24 protein-coding genes and 2 pseudogenes are annotated in these 25996 nt (G+C 67.7%); 14 read left to right on the forward strand and 12 right to left on the reverse strand.

The window, feature by feature from the left end; genetic code table 11:
* The first annotated feature begins 54 nt into the window (after window positions 1-54).
* Complete coding sequence (locus ACFU5V_RS19855; RefSeq protein ID WP_015890378.1) at window positions 55-2328, forward strand: polyribonucleotide nucleotidyltransferase; 2274 nt, start codon at window positions 55-57, stop codon at window positions 2326-2328.
* An 83-nt stretch (window positions 2329-2411) separates the two neighbouring features.
* Here the strand turns inward: ACFU5V_RS19855 and ACFU5V_RS19860 are convergent, their stop codons facing one another.
* The 3 genes from ACFU5V_RS19860 to ACFU5V_RS19870 form a co-directional block, all read right to left on the reverse strand.
* Window positions 2412-2849, reverse strand: coding sequence for a protein-tyrosine phosphatase family protein (locus tag ACFU5V_RS19860; protein ID WP_378432211.1), 438 nt, complete (start codon window positions 2847-2849; stop codon window positions 2412-2414).
* 34 nt (window positions 2850-2883) lie between these two features.
* Window positions 2884-3336: a SixA phosphatase family protein gene (locus tag ACFU5V_RS19865; RefSeq protein WP_378701353.1), complete on the reverse strand. Its 453-nt coding sequence runs from the start codon at window positions 3334-3336 to the stop codon at window positions 2884-2886.
* Window positions 3337-3419: 83 nt separating this feature from the next.
* Window positions 3420-4064, reverse strand: a complete 645-nt coding sequence (locus ACFU5V_RS19870; protein ID WP_378701355.1) for an LUD domain-containing protein — start codon at window positions 4062-4064, stop codon at window positions 3420-3422.
* A gap of 234 nt (window positions 4065-4298) precedes the next feature.
* On the opposite strand from ACFU5V_RS19870, the gene ACFU5V_RS19875 reads away from it, so the two are divergent.
* Window positions 4299-5264 carry an NAD(P)-dependent alcohol dehydrogenase gene (locus tag ACFU5V_RS19875; protein WP_378701357.1) on the forward strand — a complete coding sequence of 322 codons (966 nt, stop codon included), beginning with the start codon at window positions 4299-4301 and terminating at the stop codon, window positions 5262-5264.
* Between the two features lie 13 nt (window positions 5265-5277).
* Here the strand turns inward: ACFU5V_RS19875 and ACFU5V_RS19880 are convergent.
* Both ACFU5V_RS19880 and ACFU5V_RS19885 read right to left on the reverse strand, forming a co-directional pair.
* Window positions 5278-5400, reverse strand: a pseudogene (locus ACFU5V_RS19880) (2-phosphosulfolactate phosphatase); the annotation flags it as partial.
* 22 nt (window positions 5401-5422) lie between these two features.
* Window positions 5423-6361, reverse strand: coding sequence for a LysR family transcriptional regulator (locus ACFU5V_RS19885; protein WP_378701359.1), 939 nt, complete (start codon window positions 6359-6361; stop codon window positions 5423-5425).
* Between the two features lie 11 nt (window positions 6362-6372).
* Between ACFU5V_RS19885 and ACFU5V_RS19890 the strand changes: the two genes are divergently transcribed.
* The 3 genes from ACFU5V_RS19890 to ACFU5V_RS19900 all read left to right on the forward strand — a co-directional run bounded on the left by ACFU5V_RS19890 (window position 6373) and on the right by ACFU5V_RS19900 (window position 8667).
* The gene (locus tag ACFU5V_RS19890; RefSeq protein WP_378701361.1) at window positions 6373-7653 is read left to right on the forward strand and encodes an MFS transporter; all 1281 of its coding nucleotides are present in this window, start codon (window positions 6373-6375) and stop codon (window positions 7651-7653) included.
* A gap of 80 nt (window positions 7654-7733) precedes the next feature.
* Window positions 7734-7886 carry a hypothetical protein gene (locus ACFU5V_RS19895; protein WP_378701363.1) on the forward strand — a complete coding sequence of 51 codons (153 nt, stop codon included), beginning with the start codon at window positions 7734-7736 and terminating at the stop codon, window positions 7884-7886.
* Window positions 7887-8043: 157 nt separating this feature from the next.
* On the forward strand, window positions 8044-8667 hold the full coding sequence (locus ACFU5V_RS19900) for a maleylpyruvate isomerase family mycothiol-dependent enzyme (RefSeq protein WP_378701365.1): 624 nt from the start codon (window positions 8044-8046) through the stop codon (window positions 8665-8667).
* 43 nt (window positions 8668-8710) lie between these two features.
* Here ACFU5V_RS19900 and ACFU5V_RS19905 read toward each other — a convergent pair whose 3' ends face one another.
* A complete protein-coding gene (locus tag ACFU5V_RS19905; RefSeq protein WP_378701367.1) occupies window positions 8711-10066 on the reverse strand; it encodes an MCE family protein in 1356 nt (451 codons plus the stop codon).
* 308 nt (window positions 10067-10374) lie between these two features.
* Between ACFU5V_RS19905 and ACFU5V_RS19910 the strand changes: the two genes are divergently transcribed.
* Together ACFU5V_RS19910 and ACFU5V_RS19915 are read left to right on the forward strand one after the other, a co-directional pair.
* Window positions 10375-12588 carry a serine/threonine-protein kinase gene (locus tag ACFU5V_RS19910; RefSeq protein WP_378701369.1) on the forward strand — a complete coding sequence of 738 codons (2214 nt, stop codon included), beginning with the start codon at window positions 10375-10377 and terminating at the stop codon, window positions 12586-12588.
* 83 nt (window positions 12589-12671) lie between these two features.
* Window positions 12672-12878, forward strand: coding sequence for a hypothetical protein (locus ACFU5V_RS19915; RefSeq protein WP_378701372.1), 207 nt, complete (start codon window positions 12672-12674; stop codon window positions 12876-12878).
* A gap of 153 nt (window positions 12879-13031) precedes the next feature.
* Here ACFU5V_RS19915 and ACFU5V_RS19920 read toward each other — a convergent pair.
* Together ACFU5V_RS19920 and ACFU5V_RS19925 are read right to left on the reverse strand one after the other, a co-directional pair.
* A pseudogene (locus tag ACFU5V_RS19920) lies at window positions 13032-13625 on the reverse strand (class I SAM-dependent methyltransferase); the annotation flags it as partial.
* Between the two features lie 72 nt (window positions 13626-13697).
* Complete coding sequence (locus tag ACFU5V_RS19925) at window positions 13698-15041, reverse strand: NAD-dependent succinate-semialdehyde dehydrogenase (protein WP_378701374.1); 1344 nt, start codon at window positions 15039-15041, stop codon at window positions 13698-13700.
* Between the two features lie 324 nt (window positions 15042-15365).
* Here ACFU5V_RS19925 and dapA point away from each other — a divergent pair, with 324 nt between their 5' ends.
* Window positions 15366-16271: a 4-hydroxy-tetrahydrodipicolinate synthase gene (dapA, locus tag ACFU5V_RS19930; protein WP_378701376.1), complete on the forward strand. Its 906-nt coding sequence runs from the start codon at window positions 15366-15368 to the stop codon at window positions 16269-16271.
* A gap of 97 nt (window positions 16272-16368) precedes the next feature.
* On the opposite strand, the gene ACFU5V_RS19935 is transcribed toward dapA, so the two are convergent.
* On the reverse strand, window positions 16369-17787 hold the full coding sequence (locus ACFU5V_RS19935; protein WP_378701378.1) for a wax ester/triacylglycerol synthase family O-acyltransferase: 1419 nt from the start codon (window positions 17785-17787) through the stop codon (window positions 16369-16371).
* A 284-nt stretch (window positions 17788-18071) separates the two neighbouring features.
* Window positions 18072-19121, reverse strand: coding sequence for an FAD-dependent oxidoreductase (locus tag ACFU5V_RS19940; RefSeq protein WP_378701381.1), 1050 nt, complete (start codon window positions 19119-19121; stop codon window positions 18072-18074).
* A 180-nt stretch (window positions 19122-19301) separates the two neighbouring features.
* Between ACFU5V_RS19940 and ACFU5V_RS19945 the strand changes: the two genes are divergently transcribed.
* From ACFU5V_RS19945 to ACFU5V_RS19955, 3 genes are read left to right on the forward strand one after another with little or no spacing between them, the layout of a single operon-like run.
* Window positions 19302-19961 carry a TetR/AcrR family transcriptional regulator gene (locus ACFU5V_RS19945; RefSeq protein ID WP_378432184.1) on the forward strand — a complete coding sequence of 220 codons (660 nt, stop codon included), beginning with the start codon at window positions 19302-19304 and terminating at the stop codon, window positions 19959-19961.
* A 29-nt stretch (window positions 19962-19990) separates the two neighbouring features.
* Window positions 19991-21199, forward strand: a complete 1209-nt coding sequence (locus tag ACFU5V_RS19950; protein ID WP_378432181.1) for a hemerythrin domain-containing protein — start codon at window positions 19991-19993, stop codon at window positions 21197-21199.
* 53 nt (window positions 21200-21252) lie between these two features.
* Window positions 21253-21549 carry an MTH1187 family thiamine-binding protein gene (locus ACFU5V_RS19955; protein ID WP_072937944.1) on the forward strand — a complete coding sequence of 99 codons (297 nt, stop codon included), beginning with the start codon at window positions 21253-21255 and terminating at the stop codon, window positions 21547-21549.
* Here ACFU5V_RS19955 and ACFU5V_RS19960 read toward each other — a convergent pair.
* Complete coding sequence (locus ACFU5V_RS19960; RefSeq protein ID WP_378701383.1) at window positions 21534-22499, reverse strand: helix-turn-helix transcriptional regulator; 966 nt, start codon at window positions 22497-22499, stop codon at window positions 21534-21536. The genes ACFU5V_RS19955 and ACFU5V_RS19960 overlap by 16 nt on opposite strands.
* 89 nt (window positions 22500-22588) lie before the next feature.
* Between ACFU5V_RS19960 and ACFU5V_RS19965 the strand changes: the two genes are divergently transcribed.
* The 3 genes from ACFU5V_RS19965 to ACFU5V_RS19975 all read left to right on the forward strand — a co-directional run bounded on the left by ACFU5V_RS19965 (window position 22589) and on the right by ACFU5V_RS19975 (window position 25493).
* On the forward strand, window positions 22589-23005 hold the full coding sequence (locus ACFU5V_RS19965) for a VOC family protein (RefSeq protein ID WP_378432178.1): 417 nt from the start codon (window positions 22589-22591) through the stop codon (window positions 23003-23005).
* A gap of 562 nt (window positions 23006-23567) precedes the next feature.
* Complete coding sequence (locus ACFU5V_RS19970) at window positions 23568-24695, forward strand: RNA-guided endonuclease InsQ/TnpB family protein (RefSeq protein ID WP_378701519.1); 1128 nt, start codon at window positions 23568-23570, stop codon at window positions 24693-24695.
* A gap of 243 nt (window positions 24696-24938) precedes the next feature.
* Entirely contained in the window at window positions 24939-25493 is a 555-nt protein-coding gene (locus tag ACFU5V_RS19975; RefSeq protein WP_378701385.1) for a DinB family protein, read from the forward strand.
* Here ACFU5V_RS19975 and ACFU5V_RS19980 read toward each other — a convergent pair.
* Window positions 25490-25993 carry an SRPBCC family protein gene (locus ACFU5V_RS19980; protein ID WP_378701387.1) on the reverse strand — a complete coding sequence of 168 codons (504 nt, stop codon included), beginning with the start codon at window positions 25991-25993 and terminating at the stop codon, window positions 25490-25492. The genes ACFU5V_RS19975 and ACFU5V_RS19980 overlap by 4 nt on opposite strands.
* Between the last annotated feature and the right edge of the window lie 3 nt (window positions 25994-25996).

Below are 25996 nucleotides of genomic sequence, written 5' to 3' on the forward strand. Positions count from 1 at the left end.
GGTGAGAACGCCCCCGCGGGTACGGCGAAGACGAGAGGGAAGTGAAAAGAAGAGATGACAGAGAATTCCGCAGTAGAGGTCGATGAGGGCGTGTTCGAATCCACCGCCGTGATCGACAACGGGTCCTTCGGAACCCGCACCATTCGTTTCGAGACCGGTCGCCTCGCGCAGCAGGCCGCCGGCGCCGTCGTCGCCTACCTGGACGACGAGACGATGCTGCTGTCCGCGACGAGCGCCAGCAAGCACCCCAAGGAGCACTTCGACTTCTTCCCCCTGACGGTGGACGTCGAGGAGCGCATGTACGCCGCGGGCCGCATCCCCGGCTCGTTCTTCCGTCGTGAGGGCCGCCCCTCCACGGACGCGATCCTGACCTGCCGCCTGATCGACCGGCCGCTGCGTCCGTCGTTCGTCGACGGCCTGCGCAACGAGATCCAGGTCGTGGTCACGGTGATGAGCCTGAACCCGCAGGACCTGTACGACGTGGTCGCGATCAACGCCGCGTCGGCCTCCACCCAGATCGCCGGACTGCCGTTCTCCGGCCCCGTCGGTGGCGTGCGTGTCGCACTCATCACGTCGGACGAGAACAAGGCCGGCCAGTGGGTCGCATTCCCCACCGTCGAGCAGCTCGAGAACGCCGTCTTCGACATGGTCGTCGCCGGCCGCATCGTCTCCGGCAGCGGTGACGACGCCGACGTCGCGATCATGATGGTCGAGGCCGAGGCCACCGACAACGTGATCTCCCTGATCGACGGTGGCGCACAGGCTCCCACCGAGACGATCGTGGCCGAGGGCCTCGAAGCCGCCAAGCCGTTCATCGCTCGCCTGTGCACCGCACAGCAGCAGCTCGCGGTCAAGGCGGCCAAGCCCACCGGTGACTTCCCCGTCTTCCCGGCGTACCAGGACGACGTGTTCGCCGCCGTCGAGGCCGCCGCAGCGGAGAAGCTCAGCGCGGCGCTGACCATCGCCGGCAAGCAGGAGCGCGACGACAAGACCGACGAGGTCAAGGTCGAGGTCCTCGAGCAGGTCGCCCCGAACTTCGAGGGACGCGAGAAGGAACTCGGCGCGGCATTCCGCTCGCTGACGAAGAAGCTGGTCCGTCAGCGCATCCTGCGCGATCAGTTCCGCATCGACGGCCGCGGCATCACGGACATCCGTTCGCTGTCGGCCGAGGTCGCCATCGTTCCGCGTGCCCACGGCTCCGCTCTGTTCGAGCGCGGCGAGACCCAGATCCTGGGTGTCACCACCCTCGACATGGTGAAGATGGCGCAGCAGGTCGATTCGCTCGGACCCGAGACGACCAAGCGGTACATGCACCACTACAACTTCCCGCCGTACTCCACCGGTGAGACGGGACGCGTCGGTTCGCCGAAGCGCCGCGAGATCGGTCACGGCGCGCTGGCGGAGCGGGCTCTCATGCCCGTGCTGCCCAGCGTCGAGGAATTCCCGTACGCCATCCGTCAGGTGTCGGAGGCCCTCAGCTCCAACGGCTCCACCTCGATGGGCTCCGTGTGTGCGTCGACGCTCGCACTGCTCAACGCCGGTGTGCCGTTGAAGGCTCCGGTCGCCGGTATCGCCATGGGCCTCGTCTCCGACCAGGTCGACGGTGAGACCCGTTACGTCGCACTCACCGACATCCTCGGTGCCGAGGACGCGTTCGGCGACATGGACTTCAAGGTCGCGGGCACGAAGGACTTCGTCACGGCTCTGCAGCTCGACACGAAGCTCGACGGCATCCCGTCGAAGGTCCTCGCCGGCGCGCTGTCGCAGGCAAAGGACGCGCGGGCCACGATCCTCGAGGTCATGGCCGAGGCCATCGACACCCCGGACGAGATGAGCCCGTTCGCCCCGCGCGTCACGGCCATCAAGGTCCCCGTCGACAAGATCGGTGAGGTCATCGGCCCCAAGGGCAAGATGATCAACTCCATCACCGAGCAGACCGGCGCCAACATCTCCATCGAAGATGACGGCACCGTGTTCGTCGGTGCGACGGACGGCCCGTCCGCGCAGGCCGCGATCGACATGATCAACGCCATCGCCAACCCGCAGCTGCCGAAGGTCGGCGAGCGCTTCCTGGGTACGGTCGTCAAGACCACCGCCTTCGGTGCGTTCGTGTCGCTCCTCCCCGGCCGCGACGGGCTGGTGCACATCTCGAAGCTGGGCAGCGGCAAGCGCATCGCCAAGGTCGAGGACGTCGTGAGCGTCGGCTCGAAGTTGCGTGTCGAGATCGCCGACATCGACAACCGCGGCAAGATCTCGCTGATCCCCGTCGAGGAAGACGGCGCTGCGGCTCCGGCCGAGCAGAGCGAAGAGGCGGCTGCCGAGAAGTAGTCTTCTCCCGGTCACCACGCCGGCGGCCCCGCACGAATCTGTGCGGGGCCGTCGGCGTTCTCGTGTCGTGCCGGTCGGCGGTGTCAGGATGCGGCGGTGAACCGTCCGACATACCGCCGCTGCCACGGCGTCTCGACGGCGTGCCGGTGATAGTGCTGTCGCACGTACGCGACGGCGTCCCGCGCAGGCACCCCGTCGAGCACGGCGATGCAGGCGAGGGCGGTGCCCGTCCGGCCGCGGCCGCCTCCGCACGCCACCTCCACCCGCTCGGATGCGGCACGGCGCCACACCTCGCCCAGCGCATCCAGGGTGTCGCGGCGGTCCCGGGGCAGTGCGAAATCCGGCCACCGGACCCACCGTGAGTCCCACTGCACCGGCGGCGGCGTGCGCCCCAGCAGGTACACGGCGAAATCGGGCAGGGGGCCGTCGGGGAGCGGTCGTCGCAGCCCCCGGCCGCGGACGAGACGCCCGGACGGCAGGCGGAGGATTCCGGGAGCGTCGGCATCCCAGGTGTCGATCATGGTCGTCACCCTATGCGGGAGTTACACCGTGGCTCTACTGCGGCGGGACGGGGCCGATATAGCGCAGTGGGGCATGTGCGTTCAGCAGCCAGGCTCCGCCTTTCGCGGTCTGCCCGATGGGGTAGGTGCGCGTTCCGTCAGCGCGGGTGCATGCGGCCAGCCCGGTGAGGACTTCACCGTGGGTGCACCACAACGTGCCGTCGAGGTCGATGGTGTCCAGCGCGGCGCACAGTTCGTCGGGAGCCGCGTCCGGGGCGAGCAGCGGATGCTCGTGGATGGGCAGGCGGTAGCCGGCGGCCAAGGGGGCGAGAGTGTCGAGGCACCGGGTGGTCGGGCTGCAGTACAGGACTCGTAACTCGACTCCGGTCAGCGTGGCGACGAGGCCGGCGGCCTGGTCCCGTCCGAGAGCGCTGAGGGGCCGGTCGGCGTCGGGCCCGCTCCAGTCTTGCTTTCCTATCGCATGGGCGTGCCGGAGCAGGACGAACATCCCGGGCCTCCCTCGACGAGAGCGTGCGTGTGCGGGTCAGCATAGGCGCCGGGGCACCGAAGTGTGACGCTCTTGGCGTGCTCTCAGTATCCGATGGCTTCACGGACGAGAACGACGGTCCCGCGGCCCGGGACCAGTTCGCGTCCGTTGATCAGGATCTTCGAGATTGTGCTGCGGACTCCGTAAACATGTTGGGCGCGCGCGTCTTCCCTGGGATAGGAATAGGTTTCGATGCGACGCAGAGCGGTCGCCAGGTCGGGCACCACCTTCTGGGCTCCGACCACCCACACCGCCAGGTCGGCACCGGATGCGTAAGGGGCGAGTTGGCTGCCGCTCGCGGACGCGGTGACGAGCCTTCCGTCCTCGGTGACCGCGTGCACGCTCCCGATCACGACGTCGGGTGCCGAGCGGGTGACGCGTACGTCGTCGTGGCGTGCGCTCATGTCCCAGTCGGATTGCTCGGCGCGCAGGCTGCGAAATCTTCCGGACGAGTTGATGGTGTCGTCGAGGCCGGAGTGTCTGAGTGTCTCGCTGGTCGTGGTGAAGATGGTCTTGTCGGTCGGGAGCAGGTCGGTCACGAGGGTGTGCGCGGCGTCGATGGTGTCGGCGATGTGCGCGGTGAATCCGTTGCGCCGCAGACTTTCCGCTGCCCTCTCCACTCGGTCGGGGTCTGCGGGCACCGCGAACGATTCGTCCACAGCGAGTTCGACAATGGGATTTTCGGTCATGTTGCGAATCCTCTCGATATCGGCTTGCGGCTGCGAGCACCCCGCACCCTTCTGCGGCCGGCACAGTGGTCACAATTCTCCCGCGCTCGATCGCGCAGCCGTCGCCGAACAGCCGATGTGATCGGCAGCGCCGCGTCATCAGCCGGCGGCTCGTCCGTTCGGCGTCGGAATGCGCGATGATGAGATCGATCGCGGCACCGATCCAGGATGAGCACGCGGGAGCAGGAGTGACCGGTGAAAGCAGTCGTGTATACCGAGTTCGGACCGCCGGAGGTTCTCGGTGTCCGTGAAGTTGCGCGACCGACACCGAAGCCGGACGAGGTTGTGGTGCGCGTGCACGCGACGACGGTGACGCGGGCCGAGACCCTCATGCGCAGGGGGTCGCCCCGTTGGGGACGTGTCGTCCTCGGTGTCACTCGGCCGCGGAAGAATCGGCGGATTCTCGGGCTCGAATTCTCCGGGGAGATCGAAGCGACGGGCGCGGATGTACGCCGGTTCGCCACCGGCGACCAGGTTTTCGGATTCGCCGGATTTCACCTGGGTGCGTGTGCCGAATACGTCTGCTTGCCCGAGTCCGCGTCGCTCGAGCGGAAGCCCGCCGGCATCGGCTTCGCGGAGGCGGCCGCCGCGGTCGACGGCCCCTCGACGGCGCTCTACTTCCTTCGCGACAAGGCACACGTCCGTAGCGGCCGGCACGTTGTGGTCATCGGCGCCTCCGGGAGCATCGGAACCGCCGCTGTGCAACTGGCCAAACACCTCGGTGCCGAGGTGACCGCCGTGTGCGGCTCCCGTAACGCCGATCTGGTCACGGACCTGGGCGCCGATCACGTCGTCGACTACCGCACGGAAGACTTCACCGTCCGTCACGAGACGTACGACGTCATCTTCGACACCGTCACCGCGACCTCGTTCGCGCGATGCCGACGGGCGCTCACCCCGCGCGGCTGTTACCTCCCCACGACCGGCCTGATCAACTGGCCGCTCGGTGCGTGGACTGCGCTGCGCGGCGGACGAACCGTGCGGCCGGGGATGTCGGTCGAGAAGAAGAAGGCCCTCGCCTACGTGAAGGAACTGATCGAATCCGAGCGGTTCCGCGTCGTCGTCGACCGCAATTTCCCGATGGATCGGATCGTCGATGCACATCGGTACGTCGAACTGGGCCACAAGGTCGGCAACGTGACCGTCACCGTCAGCGGTTGACCGATCACGCCGATCCGATTGCGATCGGCGCGCACATCGCGGCGCGCGCTCCCCACAAATCTTCGACCGCCGGTCGGAGTTCGCCGCCCGGCCACCTCTCACCGGCGGCGATCACCGACACCACCGATGCCGGCGTTGACCGTGGAGGTGTTCGCGATTCACGTCGACTCCCTCGGGTTCGGTTGCTCGTCGTGACGGTTCTCCGTCGAAGTGAGCGCGACGAGGGCGGTGAGCACCGTGGTGACCGCGGTTCGCGGGACGCCGGGCAGCAGCGCGGCGCCGATGTCTCGGGTCGCCCGGGGATCGTCGAGGCGAATCTGCGCGCAGCCGGGTGGGGGAGTGTCGGCGGCGGGCATGATGCCGACGCCCAAGCCGGAGGCCACCAGGCCGGACACGGTCCGCAGGTCCTCGCCTTCGAACGCGATCGTGGGGAGGGCGCCGGCCCGTGCGAACAGGTCGTCGACGGACCCGCGGAGGCCGTAGCCCGGCTTGAGCGTGATGATCGGCTCGGATGCGAGGTCACGGATCGTCGTCGATGTCGCCCCGGCCCGCGGGTGCTCGGCGGGCACCAGGACGACGAGTGGCTGTTCGAACAGCGGCGTGACCGTCAGTCCGTCCGGCGGAGGGTCGAGACGAGAGACGAGGGCGATATCGGCCTCCCCGTCGACGAGGGTGTTCAGGCACGTGCGCCGCGCACCCTGGCTGAGGACGAAACGGATCGCCGGATCCTCTGCGCGGACGATCCGAATCAACTCGGGCACGAGGAGCTCGCCGAGCGACGTCTGAAAGGCGATGCGAACGGTTGCCCGCGTCCTGCGATCCTGGGTCCGGACGGCGTCGAGGCCGTCCACCACGGCCTCGAGTGCGCGTTGCGCGTACGGCACCAGTGTCCGGCCTGCATCCGTCAACCGGACGCCCCGCCCGTCCGGCTCCAGGAGTGGTGTGCCGAGTTGCTTCTCCATCCGGCGGACAATCCGGCTGACCGTGGGCTGGGGCATTCCGAGCATCGCGGCGGCAACGGTCACGTGTTCGACCTCGCCGAGGGCGACGAGAACGGGAAGGTGCGGCAGCAGCGCCTTGACCGTCTCGCTATTCATGACCCAACTGTATGAGTTCTTCGTTCAACTTGCATTGGATTCATCGGTCGTGCCGCTTTACCGTCGACTGCATGTCCGCCACGCAATTCACCGAGAAGGACACCCACGAGGCGGTCGCCTCGCGAGACGTACCGCAGGAGCCGAGTCGGGACCGGCGACTCTCGGCGGCCCTGTGGTGTGCGGGCCTGGCAACCTTCGCGTTGATGTATGCGCCGCAAGGGCTCCTCACGCAGATCGGGCAGGACGCGTCCGTCAGTGCCGCACAGGCTTCGCTCCTGGTCTCGGCGGCCACCCTCGGGCTGGCGCTGTCGGTGCTGCCGTGGGCCCGGTTCTCGGATCGAGTCGGACGCCCTACCGCGATGCGGTATGCGGCGGCAACTGCCGGGCTTCTCGCCGTGGCCGTCCCCTGGCTTCCCACGTTCGAGGCCCTGGTGGCGGGACGTTTCGTGCAGGGCGTCGCACTCGGTGGGCTGCCCGCGCTGGCGATGACGCTGCTCCACGAGGTCGCCGCCCCGGCGCGGACCGCGGTGCTGGCCGGTTCCTACGTCGCTGCAACATCTCTGGGTGGGCTGGGTGGCCGGCTTCTGGTCGTCCCGGTGGCCGATCACCTCGGGTGGCGTCCGGCGCTGGCGATTCTCGGTGTGGTCCTGGCGATTCTGATGGCGGTCCTGATGGTGTTGTTACCCGCCGGGCAGGGGCGGCGCTCCTCCGTCCGGTCCGGTGGCGGTCTCGCCGTTCATCTGCGGGATGTCCGGCTGCTGGCACTGTTCGGCATCGGTGCGCTGCTCGTCGGCGGCATGGTGGCGGTGTTCAACTATCTGCCCTTCCGGCTCGAGGCCGCCCCCTACCAGCTCGCGCCGACGGTGGTGTCGCTGATCTTCCTCGCGTACCTGGCGGGCACGGTGGGCTCCCGCGCCGCAGGCCGGCTGGTGGGCCGCTTCGGCCACCGAATCGTGCTCGTGCTGGCCTGCACGTCCATGGCGGGTGGGACGGTGCTGAGCCTCGACGGGTCGCTGATCCTGATCCTGCTCGGCCTGGCCGCCGTGACCGCCGGACTGTTCGTCGGCCACGCCGTCGCATCCGGCATGGTCGGCGCCCACGCGATTACGGGTCGCGCACAGGCGACGGCGCTGTACAACGTCTCCTACTACGCCGGATCCAGCCTCTTCGGCTGGGTCGGAGGTATCGCCTGGGCGAGCGGACACTGGGCCGGAGTGGCCGCGCTCGTCCTGGTCCTGACGACCCTGGCCCTCGTCCTCGCGCTTCTCCCGAAGACGAATCCGCCGCGCTGACTCTCTCACGTACGCCCGGGGCCACCGTCCGAGGGCAGACCTGTTGTAATGGGGACGAGAGACAAGGGGGAGGGCGCATGATGACTGACGTATTCCTACTCGGTGCCGTGCTGTCCGGCGGCATCGGTGTCCTGGGATTGGCCGTCGCACTGTTCGGGGGAGCGGAACCGAACCCGCTGTGTGCGTGCGCCTTCGACGGGCGAACCGACATCTGTGACGACCGCCGGTCCTGACCGGACACGTGAACATCGGGTGGCCAACCGATGTCGAGTACGTCGATCGAGAGGTGGACAGCGCGTCTGTTCGCGATCTGTGCGACCGCACCGATGATTTTCCGCGGATCCGGGAGTCCTACCCGGCAGACGATGTGGCCGAGTGAAGGAGAGAGCCGTGGACGATGTCTGGTCGATGGTGCATGCGGAGCGTGCCGCGCTGATCGACGACCTCGTCGATCTCGACTCCGAGCGGTGGAACGAGCCGTCGCTCTGCGGGGAGTGGACCGTCCACGACGTGGTCGCTCACCTGGTCGACACGGCCCGGACCACCCGCCTCGGTTTCGTGGTCGGCCTCGCCCGGGCGCGGTTCGACTTCGACCGCCTGAACGCTCGCGGCGTGGAACGCGAACGCGGCGCCTCGCCGCAGGAGACGCTGGAGCGGCTTCGCCGGGTGGCGTTGCGCACGTCGACACCCCCCGCTCCCCTCGACAGCAGGCTCGTCGAGGAGGTCGTCCACGGTGAGGACATCCGTCGACCGCTCGGCCTCACCCGCTCCTACCCGGCGGAGGCCGTCGTCAGATCGCTCCGCCTGCAGACGCGCACGCCGGCGTCGTTCGGCGGCGCCAAGGAACTCGTTGCCCGTGTGCGGCTGACGGCCGTGGACGCCGACATCTCGATCGGCGACGGTCCGGACGTGCGCGGCACCGCCCTGTCCCTTCTTCTGGCCGTCTCCGGCCGGAGGGTGGCGCTGGACGACCTCGACGGACCGGGAGTCGGCACGCTGGCGGTGGCGCTCTGAGATCGTCCCGTTCGGGTTCGGTGGCCACGGCCCTGGTGCGTCGTCATTCGAAGCTCACCTCGGTTCCCCTCAGCGTCGGCGCGCCGACGAGTGTCGTCCAACTCGGCACGTCTTCCGGTGCCATGCCCCCGGCCTCGCCGTAGACGACGTCCAGGGTGTCCCGTTCCATCGTCGAACCCGCGTAGCTCGCGGGCGTGACCCGAGCTCCGTACCCCGGGACCTGTTCGGGGACACCGGCAGGCGCCGGAAAGTATTCGATGGCCGACGGTCCGGGGTTCCGCGTGGGAACCTGGTAGGCCCCGTCGTTGAACGATCCGCCCGGGTACTGCGGGAAGTTCCCGCCCGGTGCGGCGACGTCGTCGTAGCAAGCCGGCCCGCGGTTGTCGAGCAGGCGCGGCTCGTCCTGGTTGGGCACGTAGCGGCCCTTCGGGTTGACGAACTGCACGGTGCCCCGCCCGCCGGGATATGGATCGTCCAACGCGAGCAACTCGAGGGCGATCGGCGCCGCCCGCACGAACGCCGCCAACATGCACCCGAAGCTCGGCGAGTAGCGGCCGAGGAGCTGCAGAGCCTCACGCGAATCGGCGGCAATCGTCACGATGCTCCGGGCATTCGCCTGCAGAAGGTCCGCGGTGGACGCACTCGTCCCGGTGACCGTCGCGAGCAGTGTGGAAATCTGACCCTGCTTCTCCACCACGGTGTTTCCGGTGGTCCGCAGGTTGTCGAGGGCGTTGACCAGGTCGGGCGCCGCCTCGGAGTACGTCTGCGAGAAGTCGGCCAGACCGCGCAGATCCTCCTGGATGGCGGGAAGTTCGGTGTTCAGTCCGCCGAAGATCTCCTCCAGCCGGTCGAGGGTGGGGCCGAGTTCGGCGCCGCGGCCGCTCAGACCCTGGGACAGCGCGCCCAGTGTGTTCGCCAGGTCCTGCGGCGGGATCGCCTGCAGGAGCGGCAGCAGGCCGTCCAGAACCTCGCCGACCTCGACGGCGTTGCCGCTCTTGTCCTGGCGCAGCGTGTCACCGGCCTGGATCGGCGGAGCCGTGTCACCCTCCGGAACGATCAGCGACACATAGCGTTCACCGAACAGCGTCTTGGGCAGCAGCCGCGCGGTCGCGTTGGACGGGATCAGCGGTGCCTTGTCCGGCTGGATCGCGAGAGCGAGCGTGACCTCGCCCTCCTGGGACGACGCCGACCGCACCTCGCCGACGATGAGACCCCGCACCTTCACGTCCGCGTCCGGTGCCAGTGAGTTTCCGGCGCTGTCGGTGACGAGGTCGATCTCGACGACCTCGGTGAACGTCTTGTCGAACAGTGCGAACGAGATTGCCAGGAACAGTGCGAGGACGACGAAGAATACCAACCCCAGTACCCGTCGGCCCACGACGGATGCCGTGTCGCTCATTCGACCACCTTCACGATCGCCGTCGGTGGTGGTCGCCGCGACCGCGTCGGCGTGCGCCAACCTCCGGGTCCATCGTGCCCCGCACGGGGCGGGTGCGGTGCCGCATCGGCTCGAGCGCCGACAAATTCGCAGTCAACCTCGGCCTCGGCGGTGCCCTCCCACCGTTTTGCCGCCCGTGCGCTGGTATCGGAGCGATACCCTTGAGCGGGGAGATTCGGCGGAAGGACACAATGTGGGGCACCAACGACCCGTCGCCGCACCGGGCGTAGCCGCCGTGTGATCGGCCGGGGCTGCACTCCGAGTTACCGATGTACGAGCCGACCGACCTGGTCGAATCAGCAGAACGGACCCGCACAGCGCTCGCCACGGTCGTGGCACGCTTTTCGGACGCGTGGGGGTCCGGGTCCCCGCCTGACCTGTCGGTCTTCCTTCCCCGCGAACCGGCAGAACGACGGTCGACACTGATCGAACTGATCAAGATCGACCTCGAGTACCGCTGGCTTCGCTACGACTTCCCCAAACGACTGACCGAGTACCGAGCGGAATTCGCGGAGCTGCAGGACGGACCGCTTCCCGCAGAACTGGTCTACGAGGAATTTCACGCTCGGCGCCGCGGTACACCCGACGCCGATGCGGCCACCATGGCGGCCGAGGCTGCCACCATGGCGGGCGGCCGGCGACCCGAAGAGTTCACGGACGACTACTGCAGCACGATGATCGCTCGACCGCGGGCACAAGTTGTTCTCGGCAACATCGACGTCGGCGACCGTGTCGACGACTTCGACCTGCTGATGAGGATCGGGTCCGGCGCCTTCGCCCAGGTGTATCTCGCGCGGCAACAATCGATGCAACGACTCGTCGCGGTCAAGATTTCCCACAACCACGGCATCGAGCCGCAGACCCTCGCCCAGCTGGATCACGACTACATCGTGCGCATCTACGACCAGCGACTGATCGCCGACGGCGAGTTGAAGTTGCTGTACATGCAGTATCTACCTGGGGGAACGCTGCTCGACGTGGTGCATCTACTGCGCTCGACGCCGACGGAACACCGGAGCGGGCAACTGCTGCTCGATGCCGTCGACGGGGTCCTCGCCGCCAAGGGCGAGGTGCGGCCCACCGAATCCGCTGTTCGAACACGGATCGCCTCCTTGACGTGGCCGGAGACCGTCGCCTGGCTGGGCCGCCGGCTCGCCGACGCGCTTCGGCACGCCTCCGAGCGCGGGGTGCTGCATCGAGACATCAAACCGGCGAACGTACTGCTGAGCGCCGAGGGGATCCCGAAGCTGGCCGACTTCAACGTCAGCTCCAGCCAGCGCATCAAGGGCACCAGCCCGCTGGCGTATTTCGGTGGCTCACTGGCCTATATGTCGCCCGAACAGCTCGAAGCCTGCCACCCGGGCTCACCGACCACCGCCGCCGACCTCGACACCCGGAGCGACGTCTACGCGCTCGCGGTCATGCTGTGGGAGTTGCTCACCGGACGTCGACCGTTCGCGGACGAAACGACGGCCGGTGAGTCGGAGACGTCGCTGGCCCGCATGCTCGCATTGCGCCGCAGGCCCGTGGCCGCGCAGTTCCTGTCGGAGCTTCCGCCGGACTGCCCCATGGCCCTGCGCCGGGTACTCCTGAAATGCTTGTCGCCCGATCGCGAAGACCGCTACCCGAGTGGCTCGGAATTGGCCCAGCAGTTCGACTTGTGCCTCGAGAAGAGGTCCCGGGACCTGGTCTATCCGCCCCCGGACTGTTGGCGGGCACGACTGTCGCGATCACCCACCCCCATCCTGTGGTCGTCGTCGCTCGTCGGCATCGGACTGGCGACGATCTACCTGGCCGTGCACATGCAGGAACTTCTCAACGAGCGACTGTCCGACGCCACGTACTCGAAGCTCTACACGAGCACCGTCGTCTTCAACCTCATCGCCTGGCCGCTGGCCGTCCTCATCTACGCCTACATGTCCCGCGATCTGCTCGCGGTTCCCCGCGGCCTGCGTAAGGGCAGACGCTACGACGAGGCCGACCTGGCACGGGTGCGGTCGCGAACCCTGTTCTGGGGCGATCTGTGTGCGCTCAACACTTTCGTATTCGCGGTCTGCGCATCCGTGGCGGGGGTGATGTTTCTTCGCTGGTTCACCGAGCTGTCGTCGCGGCTGATGGTCCATGCGGCGACGACAGTCCTGGTGGCAGGCACCATCTCCGTTGCGTACACGTTCTTCCTGTCGACGTTCTACGTCGTCCGCTGCGTCTATCCCATCTATCTGCGACACGGCCGCACGACAGCGCACGACGCCGACGTTCTCGGCGGGCTGCGCCGAAGAACGACGGTGTATCTGGCGGTGACGGCGTCGGTGCCGCTCGTCGGTGTACTGGCCGGATTCAGCACCCTCGAACCCGAGGAACTACCACTGGTGCGCGATTCGGTCCTGGGGTTGTGCGCGGCGTCGGGGCTCGCGTTCGTCGCCGTGTACTGGCTGTACAGGAAACTGGACGCCGACGTCCGTGCACTGGAGCGGGTGGTCTGACTCAACCGAGAATTCCGATGCGGGCCACGGACGACGGGTGCGATCAGGTCCGCATGCGCGCAGACTGGAACCAGGAGGTCATCATGCGATTGTTACGGGGCATGCTCGATGTGGTGCTGGGAATCCTCACGGCCGTACTCGGCACGGTGCTGGGGATCGTCGCGGCCGTGGTGTGGCTCGTCGGCGGGATCCTGTGCGTGACGATCCTCCTGATTCCCCTGGGCCTGCCCGTCATGAAGCTCGCCCGGCGACTGTTCACCCTCGCCGGCAAGCTGATGCATCTTCCCTGACGGTGTTTCGCCTGCCTGGGTGGGATGGCGGTCGCCGCTGCGCAGGGTGAAGAAGATGAACGGGGCCTCCCGGCTGAGCTGCTCGAAGAGTTCCGGGGAGCGATCGCGCACGGCGGCACCCGGGCGCGGCTCCGAGACACGTTCGACGGTGAACCCCGCCGCGGTGAACGCGTCGAACATGGCGTGCAACGGTCGGTGCCAGAATCTCATGGGGAAGGTCTCACCGGACTTCACCCATTCCTCGGTGAACTCGAACGTTCCGAGGTAGTCGTCCTGGCCGGACGGTCTGAAGTCCACGAACGGGTGATGCGTCGAGATCACGACGCACCCGCCCGGCGCGAGTACCCGTCGAAACTCGGACAACGGTCCCGACCAATCGTGGAGGTAGTGCATCACCAGCGACGCCACGACGACGTCGAACGTCGACGACGGGATGGGCAACTGCTGCTCGAGATCTGCCTGGATCAACGGGACGTCGGGTCCCAGGCGGTTTCGGGCGATCGCGAGCAGGTTCGTGCTGACATCGACGCCGGTGACCGTGGCGCCCGCGGCGACGAGCGCCTGCGACAGCACACCGCTGCCGCAGCCCGCATCCAGCACCCTCCGCCCGGCGACGTCGCCGACCAGCGCCAACGTCGCAGGTCGCTCGTACAACGTGTTGTACACGTTGTCCTCGATGTCGGCGTCGTACGCCGACGCGTACCTGTCGTAGTCGTTGAATGTCGCCACGATCCGATCATGGCGCATCGGACTGGCCGCCGGGTCCCGGCGTGGTCCTGCCGCTGCACGGCGGGGTGTCGAAACTCGGGTGTCGATGGTTCAGCTGACTCGGATGAGTTTCTTGTTCACGAATTCGTCGATCCCGTATTTGCCGAGTTCGCGACCGAAACCGGAGCGTTTGACGCCGCCGAACGGCAGCTCGACTCCTTCGGCGCCAACGGCATTGACGAACACCATGCCCGCGTCCAGCGAGTCGGCTACGCGGTCGGCCTGATCGGGATCGGTGGTGAAGACGTAGGAACCGAGACCGAACGGTGTGTCGTTGGCCAGTTCGACGGCCTCGGCCTCGGAGCCTGCCTTGTAGACGGTCGCCACCGGCCCGAACAGTTCCTCCCGGTACGTGCGCGAATCCGGTGACACATTCGTCAGCACAGCGGGTGGGAAGAAGGCTCCCTGCCGTTCACCCTCGGACGCAATGGTGGCTCCCTCGGCGATCGCCTGCTGCACCTGCTCGGACAGCCGGTCGGCGGCGGCGACCGACGACAGCGGCGCGAGTCCGTCTGCAGAGGCGAGCACCTCCGCGGTGAATTTTCCGACGAAATCGTCGTACAGGTCCTCGGCGATGATGAATCGCTTCGCTGCGTTGCAGGCCTGCCCGGTGTTCTCGAAACGACCTTCCACTGCCGCCTTGACGGTGGCGTCGAGGTCGTCGGAACTGAGCACGATGAACGGATCGGAGCCGCCCAGTTCCAGCACCACCTTCTTGAGGTTGCGTCCGGCGATCTCGGCGACCGCCGCACCCGCACGCTCGGACCCGGTCAGCGACACACCCTGGACCCGCGGGTCGGCGATCGCGTCGGCGATCTGCTCGTTGGTGGCGTAGACGTTGACGTAGGCACCCTCCGGATATCCGGCGTCGCTGAAGATCTGGTGCAGCGCCGCCGCCGACTCGGGGCACTGCGGTGCATGTTTGAGCACGATCGTGTTGCCCAGCGCCAGATTCGGACCCGCGAACCGGGCCACCTGGTAGTAGGGGTAGTTCCACGGCATGATGCCGATCAGCACACCGATCGAGCGTCGCCGGATCAGCGCGCTGCCGGTGCCTTCGACCAGGTCGATGGGCTCGTCGGCGAGGAACTTCTCGGCGTTGTCGGCGTAGTACCGGTAGATCGCGGCGCTGAAGTCCACTTCCCCCAGCGACTGATCGAGTGGCTTGCCCATCTCCCGCTGGATGATCGTGGCCAGCTCGTCGCGGCGTTCGGTGTGCAACTCGGCCACTCTCGTGAGCAGCGCAGCGCGCTCGGGAATCGTCGACCGCCGCGACCACTCACGGTGCGCCTTCTCCGCCGCGGACAACGCCGCCTGTACCTCCTCGTCGGTGGCGGTCGGGTATTCGCGCACCGTCTGCCCGGTGGCCGGATCCACTACTGCGTACAAGCTCATGTCGCGTCTCCTCGGAAGGGTCGGATACCCCAGTATCGCGCGCGACGACGTGCTGCGGTGGGTAGTCACGGCACCACTCCAGAACGCCTCGAAGCCCCGATCGTGTCGACCCCACGCACACCGAGGGGCCGATCGCCATCGAGGACGCGTCCCACTTCCTGTCGACGATCGAACGGAAGAAGGATTCGGCGCCGTGGCGCACGCATCGGTTCGCCAGGTGCCGGGATCCAGGGTATGACTGTGCGGCAGCGTCGCGAGCTTCCAGTCAGCGAATAACCGGTTCGGTCAACGCTGTCGGCGATTGATGGCGCATAGACTGGGGCAATGATACTCTCGTCAGCGCCTGTCGCCCCGTTCGGACGCGTACTGACCGCGATGGCTACGGCGTTCACGGTGGAGGGCGACATCGATGAGGAGGCGACTGCTCGGATCGCCCTGCACCTGGTGGACCACGGACACGACGGACTCGTCGTCTCCGGCACAACCGGTGAGGCGGCCACGACTACCACCGCCGAGGACGGTCGGATACTGCGCGCGGTCAAGGACGCGGTAGGCGACCGCGCCCAGATCATTGCCGGAGTGGGCACGAACGACACCCGCCACACGCTGGAATTGGCGCGCCAGGCCGTCGCGCAGGGTGCCGACGGGCTGCTGCTGGTAACGCCGTACTACAACAAACCGAGTCAAGGCGGGATACTGCACCACTTTCGCTGCGTAGCGGATGCCGTCGATGCCCCTGTCATGCTCTACGACATTCCCGGCCGGGCCGGCACCAAGCTGGCACCCTCGACATTCGAGGCGATGGCGGACTGGCCGTCCGTGGTCGCGGTGAAAGATGCAGCCGGAGACCCCACCCAAGCGATCATGCTGCGCGAATTGGGGTACGCGGTCTACTCGGGAGACGACAGCCTCACCTTGGGTTTCCTCGCATACGGGGCATGCGGGGTCGTCTCTGTTCTCGGTCACGTGGCGGGCGACGAGATCCGTGCCATGATCGAGGCCTTCTTCTCCGGGGACGTCGAAACCGCGCGGAAGATCAATGCCCGCCTGCAGCCGGCTCTGCGTGCGGTCATGGGTGTCCCCAATTACGGTGCGACGACGGTCAAAGGGGCGCTGCAGTTGCTCGCTGTCCTGCAGAACAGAACCGTGAGGTCCCCGCTCCTTGCTCTCGACGACGACGAGTACGAAGCGCTCCGGACGGGGTTGTCGGCTTCCCAGTTGCTGCGCTGACCGGGCCGAAGGTGCACTCGGATCTGTCGACGGGACCTTACCGCCCGAATGGCGTGATCGATGTAGTCGGCCGCGAACAGCGGTGGCGTACGTGGAGTCACAGGCCGACGACGTGTTCGAGAGTGTCGAGTTCGGTGTCGAGGTGGTCGAGCATGTGGTGCAGGTTCGGGATGGTGCGCCTGCAGCCGGTCAACCCGAACACGAGTTGGTCGTCGCTGCTGGTGCAGGTGATGTTCAGGGCTTGTCCGGTGACCGGGATCGACAGGGGGTAGAGGGAGTCGAGGCGGGCGCCGTTCCAGTACAGCGGGGTGTCGGGTCCGGCGACGTTGGAGATCACCAGGTTGAACGGCGGCCGCTGCGGTCCTCGCCGGCCGAGGAGCATTTCGATACCGAGGGGGGTGGCGCCGACGGCGCTCATCGCCAGCACTTGGGCGGGACTCATCGCGCGGAGGGCGTCCTTGCCTTCGCGCATACAGGTGCGCACGGTGTCGAGGCGGTGGGCCGGGTCGGGCAGGTGGGTGGCGAGGTTGCACATCAGGACTCCGATCCGGTTCCCGCTCGAGAAGTCCGCATCGGTGCCGGAGGTGTTGGGGCGCAGGGACACCGGGACCATCGCGATCAGCGGATCGGCCGGCAGCGCACCGAGGTCGTGCAGGTAGCCGCGCAGTGCTCCTGCGGACATCGCCAGGATGATGTCGTTGACGGTGGCGTCGGCGTGTTTGGCGAGCAGCCGAATCCGTTCGAGCGGCCAGGTGCGGGCGGCGAAGTGGCGGGCACCCCCGATCGCGACGTTGAACATCGTGTGCGGTGCCTGCATGGACAGCGGGCCGCCCTTGGCTCGGAGGGCGCGTTCGATGGTGCCGGCCAGAGCCGGTGCCAGGCCGGCCACCTCGCTCGACGCGTCGCGAACGCCGCGCAGGACCTGACCGGGTAGGTTACGCCGGTTGGGCGGCATCGTCGCATGTTCCGGCAGCGCACTGTCAGTCGCCGGCACGGGTGCGGCGGGTTGCCAGGGGGCGGGCATGCCGGTGCGGGTGGGGTCCTCACTCATGCTGCGGCGCAACAGATTCATCGCCGATGCGCCGTCGGCGAGGGCGTGGTGGATCTTGGTGTACACCGCGTAGCGGTCGTCGGCGAGGCCTTCGATCAAATGCATCTCCCACAGCGGTCGGCTGCGATCGAGTGCGGTGCCGTGCAGTCGTGCCACCAGTGTCATCAGTTCGGGCATGCCGCCCGGTTGGGGGAGGGCGTTGCGGTGCACGTGATAGTCGACGTCGACGTCGGTCGCGGTGTCCCAACCCCACTGTCCCAGGGTGGTCACCGATCGACGGGCCTGCTTGCGGAAGAGCGGTGCCACCTCGTCGGAGGTGACAGCGGTCTCGAACATGTCCCCCATGCCGGCCGCGGACGATCCCTCGGGTGGGGTGAACACTGCCAGGCCGCCCACATGCATCGGATGTTTTCGCGACTCGCCGAGGAGGAACAGCGAATCGGTCGGCGACATCGGCAGCAGCATGCGAGGCATCCCTTCCGGCCCCGCCCGCACGCCCGCACTGCCACTGCGGGATTCTCGGGGCCCTCGTACAGCTCTAGGTAATCGAGTCGTAAGATAACGGTCAGGTGTGGTTCATATCACAATCCGGTGTCCTTTATTCAGTTGTACAGGACGCGTAGACAACCGCGCGAGGCCGAAAGTCCCGGATAGGACAAGTCGGGCACGCCGGCGGGGTCGGCCCGGGTGTGGTGGCGGCGAGGCGATGCCGTCACTGACCGGCGTCCCTCGAATTCGTCCGGCCGACTTCAGTCCTGCGGCCGGCGGGCGGGCGTGTTGCGGGCATCGTCGGTCGCGGTGCGGCGCCGGTCGATCGCGGAGGAGAACTCCGATCCGGGGGTTCGCGGGTCGAGGACGGCCGCGATGCCGAGGGCGTCGGCGATGGCGAGGGAGGCGCCCTGGCCTGCCGCTGGTGACATGCCGTGGGCGGCGTCGCCGATGATCACGGCCCGTCGATCACCCCACGAGGAGTGGTCGGGTACGCGTTCGGCATTGCAGGCGAAGATCGTCGGGGTCGGCTCGAGATGGCGGCGGACGTCCGGGGCCGGGGTCGGGAAGGCTGCCGTCAGCTCGCGTGCCCAGTCCTGCGACGAGTGCAGGCCGACACCGGCCGGCGGGAGCTCCGGGCGGGTCAGCCGCGCGAACCAGAAGATCCCCGTGTCGCCGCCGTCGAGGATGCCGAAGGTGTGTTCTGCGTGGCGGAAGAACGACAGCACCCCGGGTTCGGGGTGTGCGTGGCCGGGGATGCGTGCGTGGTGGCCGTACAACACCACCTGGTCGTCGTAGACGGGTCGGGTGGGGCCGGCGATGATCTCTCCGCGCACGATCGAGGATATTCCGTCGCACCCGACGAGCACGTCCGAGGTGACGATCCGGCCGTCGGCCAGGTGCAGTCGCGCATCGTCGGGGGAGGTGTCCACCGCGGTGGCTGTCGCGCCGTGGATGATGGTGGCGCCGAGTTCCCGGCACCGCCGGCGCAGTGCGCCGATGAGATCGCGACGCCAGAAATGGTGGTGGCCGATCCCGTCGACAGGTGTCAGGGGTGCGCGTCGACTCCGGCCGTCGGTCGTCATCGAGATCGTGTGGACCGGGACCCCCGTGGCGCGGAGTGTGACGCCGACGCCGAGGGCGTCGAGGTCCGCGAGTGCCTGACCGGACACTGTGAGGTACGCGCCGTCCTCGCCCGCGGGTTCGGGTTCGCGCCGCTCGTACACGGTCACCCGGTGCCCGTGGCCGACGGCGGCGATCGCGAGTGTCAGCCCGCAGATGCCGGCTCCGACGATGGTGATCTCGGGCATGGACCCTCCGTTTCTCGAATGCGGACGCGGTCGCCGGCACTACGCCTGGTCGCGGTTCTCCGACCGGCCACAGTGTGCCTGGAAGGGGTGCTCCTCGACTGCGTCCGGGCGCGGACGGTTGCGTCGCCGAAATCGCTTGAACAGGGTTGTATTGAAAACTTGTGCGTTCTAAGCTGGGGTATGGCGACGGTCGAGCACGACTCGGCGGTGCCGGGCGGATCCGGGAGCCGCCGGTACCGATCTCCGCTGCGCCGCATGCAGGCGGCGCAGACGCGGGCGGTCGTACTCGAGACCGCCACCCGGTTGTTCGCCGAGCGCGGCTGGGTCGGCACCGGAGTGCGGGATGTCGCGCGGACCGCGGAGGTCTCCGTCGAAACCGTCTACGCGACATTCGGATCCAAGGCCGACCTGCTGAAGTCGGCACTGGAGGTTGCCATCGTCGGAGACGACGCGCAGGTGCCGTTGGCCGACCGGCCCGTCTACACCGCGATCCGAACGGGGCGCACGCCCAGTGACCGCATCGAGTCGGGTGCGCGCATGATCGCCACGATCAACGAGCGCATCTACCGCCTCGCCGTGGCCATCCGCCAGGGTGCGACGGCGGATGCCACGCTCGCAGCGGTGGCCGCCGACCTGGAGGGGCAGCGCAGGCGCTCGGTCGCCGACGTCGCAGACCTGATCATGGGCCGTCACGCCGATCCCGGTCAGGTCGACGAACTGTGGGTCCAGACCCACGACCAGGTCTACGCCCTGCTCGTGGACGAATGCGGGTGGAGCCGTGTCCGTTACGAGTCGTGGTTGATCGACCGCATCGAAGAAATCCTCGGCCGCCCGGTGTGATCCACCGGCGTTCTCGTCTGGAGTAGGTCATGACTACCGACACTCGGCCCTCCGCCGACACCCGCATCATGCGCGTCGTCCACAACGCGCTGCGCCGCGATATCGCGCGCGCCTCGGGCGTGCTGCGCACGGCACCTCCGCCCGCACAGACCCAGCGGGTCGCCCTCGCCGATCATCTCGTGTGGATGATGCATTTCCTGCACTTGCACCACAGCGGCGAGGACCGTGGGCTGTGGCCGCTGGTTCGCGAGTTGAACCCGGACGCCGGGCCGCTGCTCGACGCGATGGACGCCGACCACGCGCGAATCGGTCCCGAGATGGAGCGGGTCGCCGCTGCCGCAACCGAGTATCGTGTGAATTCTGTTGCTCGCGTGCAGCTTTCGAATTCTATCACTGCTCTCGAGCAGGTTCTGCTGCCGCATCTACGGCGTGAGGAGGACGAGATGATGCCGGTCGTCGCCCGAACTCTGACCCCTCGTCAGTGGGACGACGTGGAACAGCAGGTGTTCATCGACTCGAAGACCAAGCGGGAGCTGGGGATCGAAGCTCACTGGATTGTCGACGGTGTCGATCGGGACGACTACGACGTCACCGTTCGCAAGGTCGGTCCCGTCACCCGGTTCGTGCTGCTCCATACGTTCGCACGACCGTATCGGCGGGCCTGCGCCGCCCGGTGGGGCGCCGACCTCGACGTGAGACCGCGGCACCAGCGGCCCGCCCGCACCGAGGGCTCGGCGGAACTGTGGATCGACGTGCCGGCACGGCAACTGTACGACGCGGTTGCCGACGTCACCCGCATCGGCGAACGCAGCCCGGAGTGCCGCAGGTGCGTGTGGCTGCCGGGACGGTCGCCGGGGACCGTGGGCGCCCGATTCCGGGGGCACAACCGCGCACATCACATGCGATGGTCCCGGGTATGCGAGGTGACCACCGCCGATCCGGGCAGGAGATTCGCATTCCACACGGTCTCGGATCGGCGAAACCCGCTGTACCACGACTCGACCACGTGGTCGTACACGTTCAGGGCGGACGGCGACGGCACCCGGGTGACGCACTCGTACCGGATCGACGTAATGCCGTACCGCCCGCTGCTCTCGCTCTACTCGCACGTCCAGCCGCAGCACCGCGACATGCGGCCGCAGATGCGGCAGAACCTGGAGGCGCTGCGGCGGCAGGCGCACGCCGGCACGGCTACAGCGGCCCTGCCCCGAACGGTCCAGCGGGAGCGGAGGACGTGATTCGGACGAGGTGATTCAATGGTGGTCATCGATCCCCACGGCAAGGAGAGCGCATGCTGGTGGCATTCAGCGTCAGCCCGATGGGCGGGGACTCCGACAGTGTCGGTGCCGCGGTCGCCGCGGCCGTGCGTGTTGTCCGCGAATCCGGGCTGCCCAACGAGACCACGTCGATGTTCACCACCGTCGAGGGTGAGTGGGACGAGGTGATGGCCGTCGTGAAGCGCGCGACGGACGTTCTGCTGGAACAGTTTCCGCGGGTCAGTCTGGTGCTGAAGGCGGATATCCGGCCGGCGCGCAGCGGTCAGCTTCGGGCGAAGGTCGAGACCGTGGAGCGTTACCTGGCCGAGTGACCGTTCTCGCCGGAGTACTGGTGGGCGAGTTCCGTGCCGATCCGGGCGAGTTCGGCGCGGACCGCCCTGGGTTCGAGCACCCAGGCCGTCGAGCCCCAGCCGGCGAGGTTTCGGGCGATGTCCAACGGGGTCGGTGCGGCGAGACGGACGCGGGCGCGACCGTCGTCGCTCTCACCGTCGGCGTGGCAGTGCCGCCCAAAGTGGTCACGCAGTATCGGCACGAACCTGGCGTCGATGAGCACGGTCGCCCACGTCGTGGAACGCCGCTGCTCCACCTCGCCGACCACGTCGTCCCACGCCGCTGTGAGGGTGAAGTCGTCGGGGCGCTCGGCGGGTTGCTCCGTCGATACGGCGTCGACGATCCGGTCCACCCGGAACGTTCGCTGACCCCGTTCGGTGCCGGCGAGCAGATACCAGATGTCGTCCTTGTCGACGAGACCCCACGGGTCGACGAGTCGTTCGGACCGCTGCCGGGCGTTGTTCGTGTAGGTCAGGCGCACTTTCCGGCGCCGGACGACGGCGGCCTGCAGCAGGTCGACCATCTCGGGTCTGCGGCGGTCGCGCTCGCCCCACCGGGTGGGATCGATCAGGGTGGCAGTGGCGGCGGCCTCGGCGTCGGCCCGGAAGGTCTGTGGCAGCGCCCGCACGAGTTTGCGCAGCGCCGCCTTGGCCTCACCCGAGACGGCGGCGGCCGGGCCGACCAGCAGGAACAGCGCCTGCGCCTCGGTTGCGGACAGTCCGCTGAGGTCGGTGCGAGCGCCGCCGAGGAGCGACCATCCGCCGCCGCGGCCGGACTGCGGATACACGGGGATACCTGCGGCGGACAGCGCCTCGAGGTCGCGCCGCGCGGTGGCGACGGACACCTCGAGTTCGTCGGCCACTTCGGCGGCGGTCACCCGCCCCCGGGACTGCATCAGCAGGAGGGTGGCGACGAGTCGGTCAGCGCGCATGTCCACAGTGTCCCTCGGAAAGTGCTCAATTGGTGAGCACTTTGAGTCGGAGGATGGATCTTGTCACCGTCCGAGGAAGGGATCCACCGATGTTGCGAGGACTCACCACCGTCAGCTTCTATGCCGACGACCTGACGGCCGCCCAGGCCTGGTACACCGAACTGCTCGGAGTCGAGCCGTATTTCGTGCGCTCGGTGGCGGGGTCGCCCGCCTACGTCGAGTTCCGGATCGGCGACTACCAGCACGAACTCGGCATCATCGACAGCCGATTCGCCGGACCGGACCGGTCGCGCGACGCCGAGAACACGATGACCTACTGGCACGTCGACGATCTGAAGGCGGGTGTCGAGCGGCTGCTGTCCCTGGGCGCCACCCTGCACGGGAAGCCGGTCGAACACGGGCCCGGATTCGTCACCGCGTCCGTGGCCGATCCGTTCGGGAACATTCTCGGCGTCATGTTCAACCAGCACTACCTGGACATTCTCGCGTCGAAGGCAGGGATGTGACATGAACACCGTCGTCGCTCGCACGACCGCACAGTGGCGTGCATGGCTTTCGGAGAATTGCCGGTCCGAGAAGGAGGCCTGGTTGATCATCCAGCACAAGGGCAGCGGGACGCCGAGTGTCCGCTATCCCGAGGCGATCGAGCAGGCGCTGTGCTTCGGATGGATCGACGGCCTGCACCGCTCACATGACGCCGACAGCTCGCGACTGCGCTTCACACCCCGCACCGCGCGCAGTTCCTGGAGCCGGGCCAACCGGCAGCGCGCGGCGAGCATGATCGAGCAGGGACTGATGACCGAGGCGGATCACGCGGCCATCGAACTGGCCAAGTCCGCGGGGACCTGGGAGAACGCGACACAGGACGACAGCTCGGTGGTTCCCGGCGATCTGAGGGCAGCGTTCGCGCGAAACGAGGTTGCACACCCGAACTTCGAGAAGTTTCCGCCGTCTTCGACACGGTTGATCCTGGAGTCTTCCGCGCAATCCCGGTCCTTCAGGTCCGGGATAGCCGATCTGGATTTGTCGGACCCTGGGGCTAGTGTCTGGGTCATGGCGGGGAGGGTGATGAAGCGGGCGTTCAAGTTTCGTTTCTATCCGACTGCGGTGCAGGCGGAACAGCTCGCTCGAACGTTCGGGTGCACCCGGTATGTCTACAACCGGGCGTTGGCCGAGCGGACGCGGGCGTGGTCGCAGGAGCAGCGGCGGATCACGTACGCGGACACCTCGACGATGCTCACCGGATGGAAACGGGACCCCGAGACCGCGTGGTTGGCGGAGCCGTCGAAGGGGCCGTTGCAGGAATCGCTGCGGCAGTTGCAGGGCGCGTTCGAGAGGTTCTGGCGCAAGCAGTCCCGCTACCCGCAGTTCAAGAGTAAGGGCCGGTCGAAGGATTCGGCGACCTACTTCTCGAACTGCTTCACCTACCGGGGCGGGCAGCTCCGGTTGGCCAAGCAGTCCGAACCCCTGGATATTCGGTGGTCGAGGCCGTTACCGGAGGGGGCTGTGCCGTCGCAGGTGACGGTCTCGCGCAATGCTCGTGGTCAGTACCATATTTCGATCCTCGTCGAGGACACCATCAGCGAGCTCGAGCCGGTCGATCGGGTGGTCGGGCTCGACGCCGGGATCACGAGCCTGTACACGCTCTCGACGGGGGAGAAGATCGCCAACCCGCGCCACGAGCGCACGGACCGTGTGCGGTTGGCGAAGGCGCAGCGGACGCTGGCCAGGAAGGAGAAAGGGTCCCGTAACCGGGCCAAGGCCCGACTGAAGGTCGCGAAGATTCATGGCCGGATCGCCGATCGGCGCCGCGATTATCTGCACAAACTCTCTACTCGACTGGTGCGCGAAAACCAAGTGATCGCCATCGAGGATCTGAGTGTGCGGAACATGGTCAAGAATCGGTCGTTGTCTCGGGCGATCTCGGATGCGGGCTGGTCCGAGTTCCGGTCGATGCTCGAGTACAAGGCCGACTGGTACGGGCGGCGGGTGGTGGCGGTCGACCGGTTCTGTCCGTCGTCGAAGACCTGCTCGGTGTGCGGGGAGATCGCGTCGACGATGCCGCTGAATGTGCGGGAGTGGGCGTGCCGATGCGGCGCGGTCCATGATCGGGATGTGAATGCGGCGAGGAACATTTTGGCCGTCGGACTGACGGTGGCAGCCTGCGGAGACGGTGTGAGACCACCCCGCACCTAAAGTGTGGGGAGGCGACTGTCTGTGAAACAGGAACCTCGGGGCGCGAGTCCCGAGGGGAATCTCGGTCGTTCACGGCCGAGAGGAAGTCAAAGCGTCAGCCAAGAAGCCGGACACGAGGAAGCGGCGGATCGAACGGACGGTCACGCTGGCTGCGATGAATCTGCGGGCCAACCATCCGGGTGTCCGGATCGGGGACGGTGTGCAGTAGCAGATCATTCCGGCGACCGGAGAGGGGAGAATCGAATGGACTGGCCGCACGAACTCGCCGATCAGCTCAGCTGGCACTGGGACCATCAATTGCGCCCACGGCTGGCGGGGCTGACCGATGAGGAGTACTTCTGGGAGCCTGCGCCGGACTGCTGGAGTGTGCGACCGAGAGGCCGCTCGCAGGCTCCCGTTCAGGCCGGCAGCGGCGAGTTCACCATCGACTTCGCCTTTCCCGCGCCGGACCCGCCGCCGATCACGACCATCGCCTGGCGGCTCGGGCACATCATCGTCGGTGTCTTGGGCATGCGGATCGGCAGTCACTTCGGCGGCCCGCCCATGGACTACGAGACGTTCGACTACGCCGGCACCGCTGCGCGGGCGCTCACCCAACTCGACGAGCAGTACGACGCCTGGTGTGACGGCGTGCGGGGTCTCGGAACCAGCGGCCTCGCCGAGCCGTGCGGGCCCAGCGAGGGACCGTTCGCGGACTACCCGATGGCGGCGCTGGTGTTGCACATCAATCGCGAGGTCATCCACCACGGTGCCGAAGTGGCGCTGCTGCGCGACCTGTACCTGCGACGGCAGGCCTAGCGTGCGCCCGCGACCCGGGCGAGCCGGCGGACGAGGATCCGCACGACCGGGCCGTAGGTGACGCCGAGCACCGCATCGAGCGGCCCGGGCGCGGACATCGTCATCGTGATCCGCGAACCGTGGCCGCGGGGCTCGACGAGGTGATCGAGCGTCATCGGCCCCACCTGCCAGGTCCAGGAGCGGCCGGGTGTCGTGGCCGAGATGGATACGGGAACGGGCACGATCCAGAGCAATCGGGCCGCGCCGCACCTGCCGGACTCGATCTCGGGGGAACCGAGACCCCACGCGCCGCGCACGTGCGGCGCCCACTCGGGCCAGCGCGCCGGCTGAGCGACGAGCGCCCACACGGCGTCCACCGAGGCGTCGGAATCAGCTGAGAAGGAATGCGGCACGGGGTAGGAGTACCCGTTTTCGGCCCCGGCCGACGGGGAGGGGGGTGGACGTGAACAACGGGTGAACTGGGCCGTGTCGAGTTGCGTGTAACTCGCGGTACTGGCCACGCT

Source organism: Rhodococcus sp. NPDC057529, from assembly GCF_042802055.1.
Classification (GTDB): domain Bacteria; phylum Actinomycetota; class Actinomycetes; order Mycobacteriales; family Mycobacteriaceae; genus Rhodococcus_F.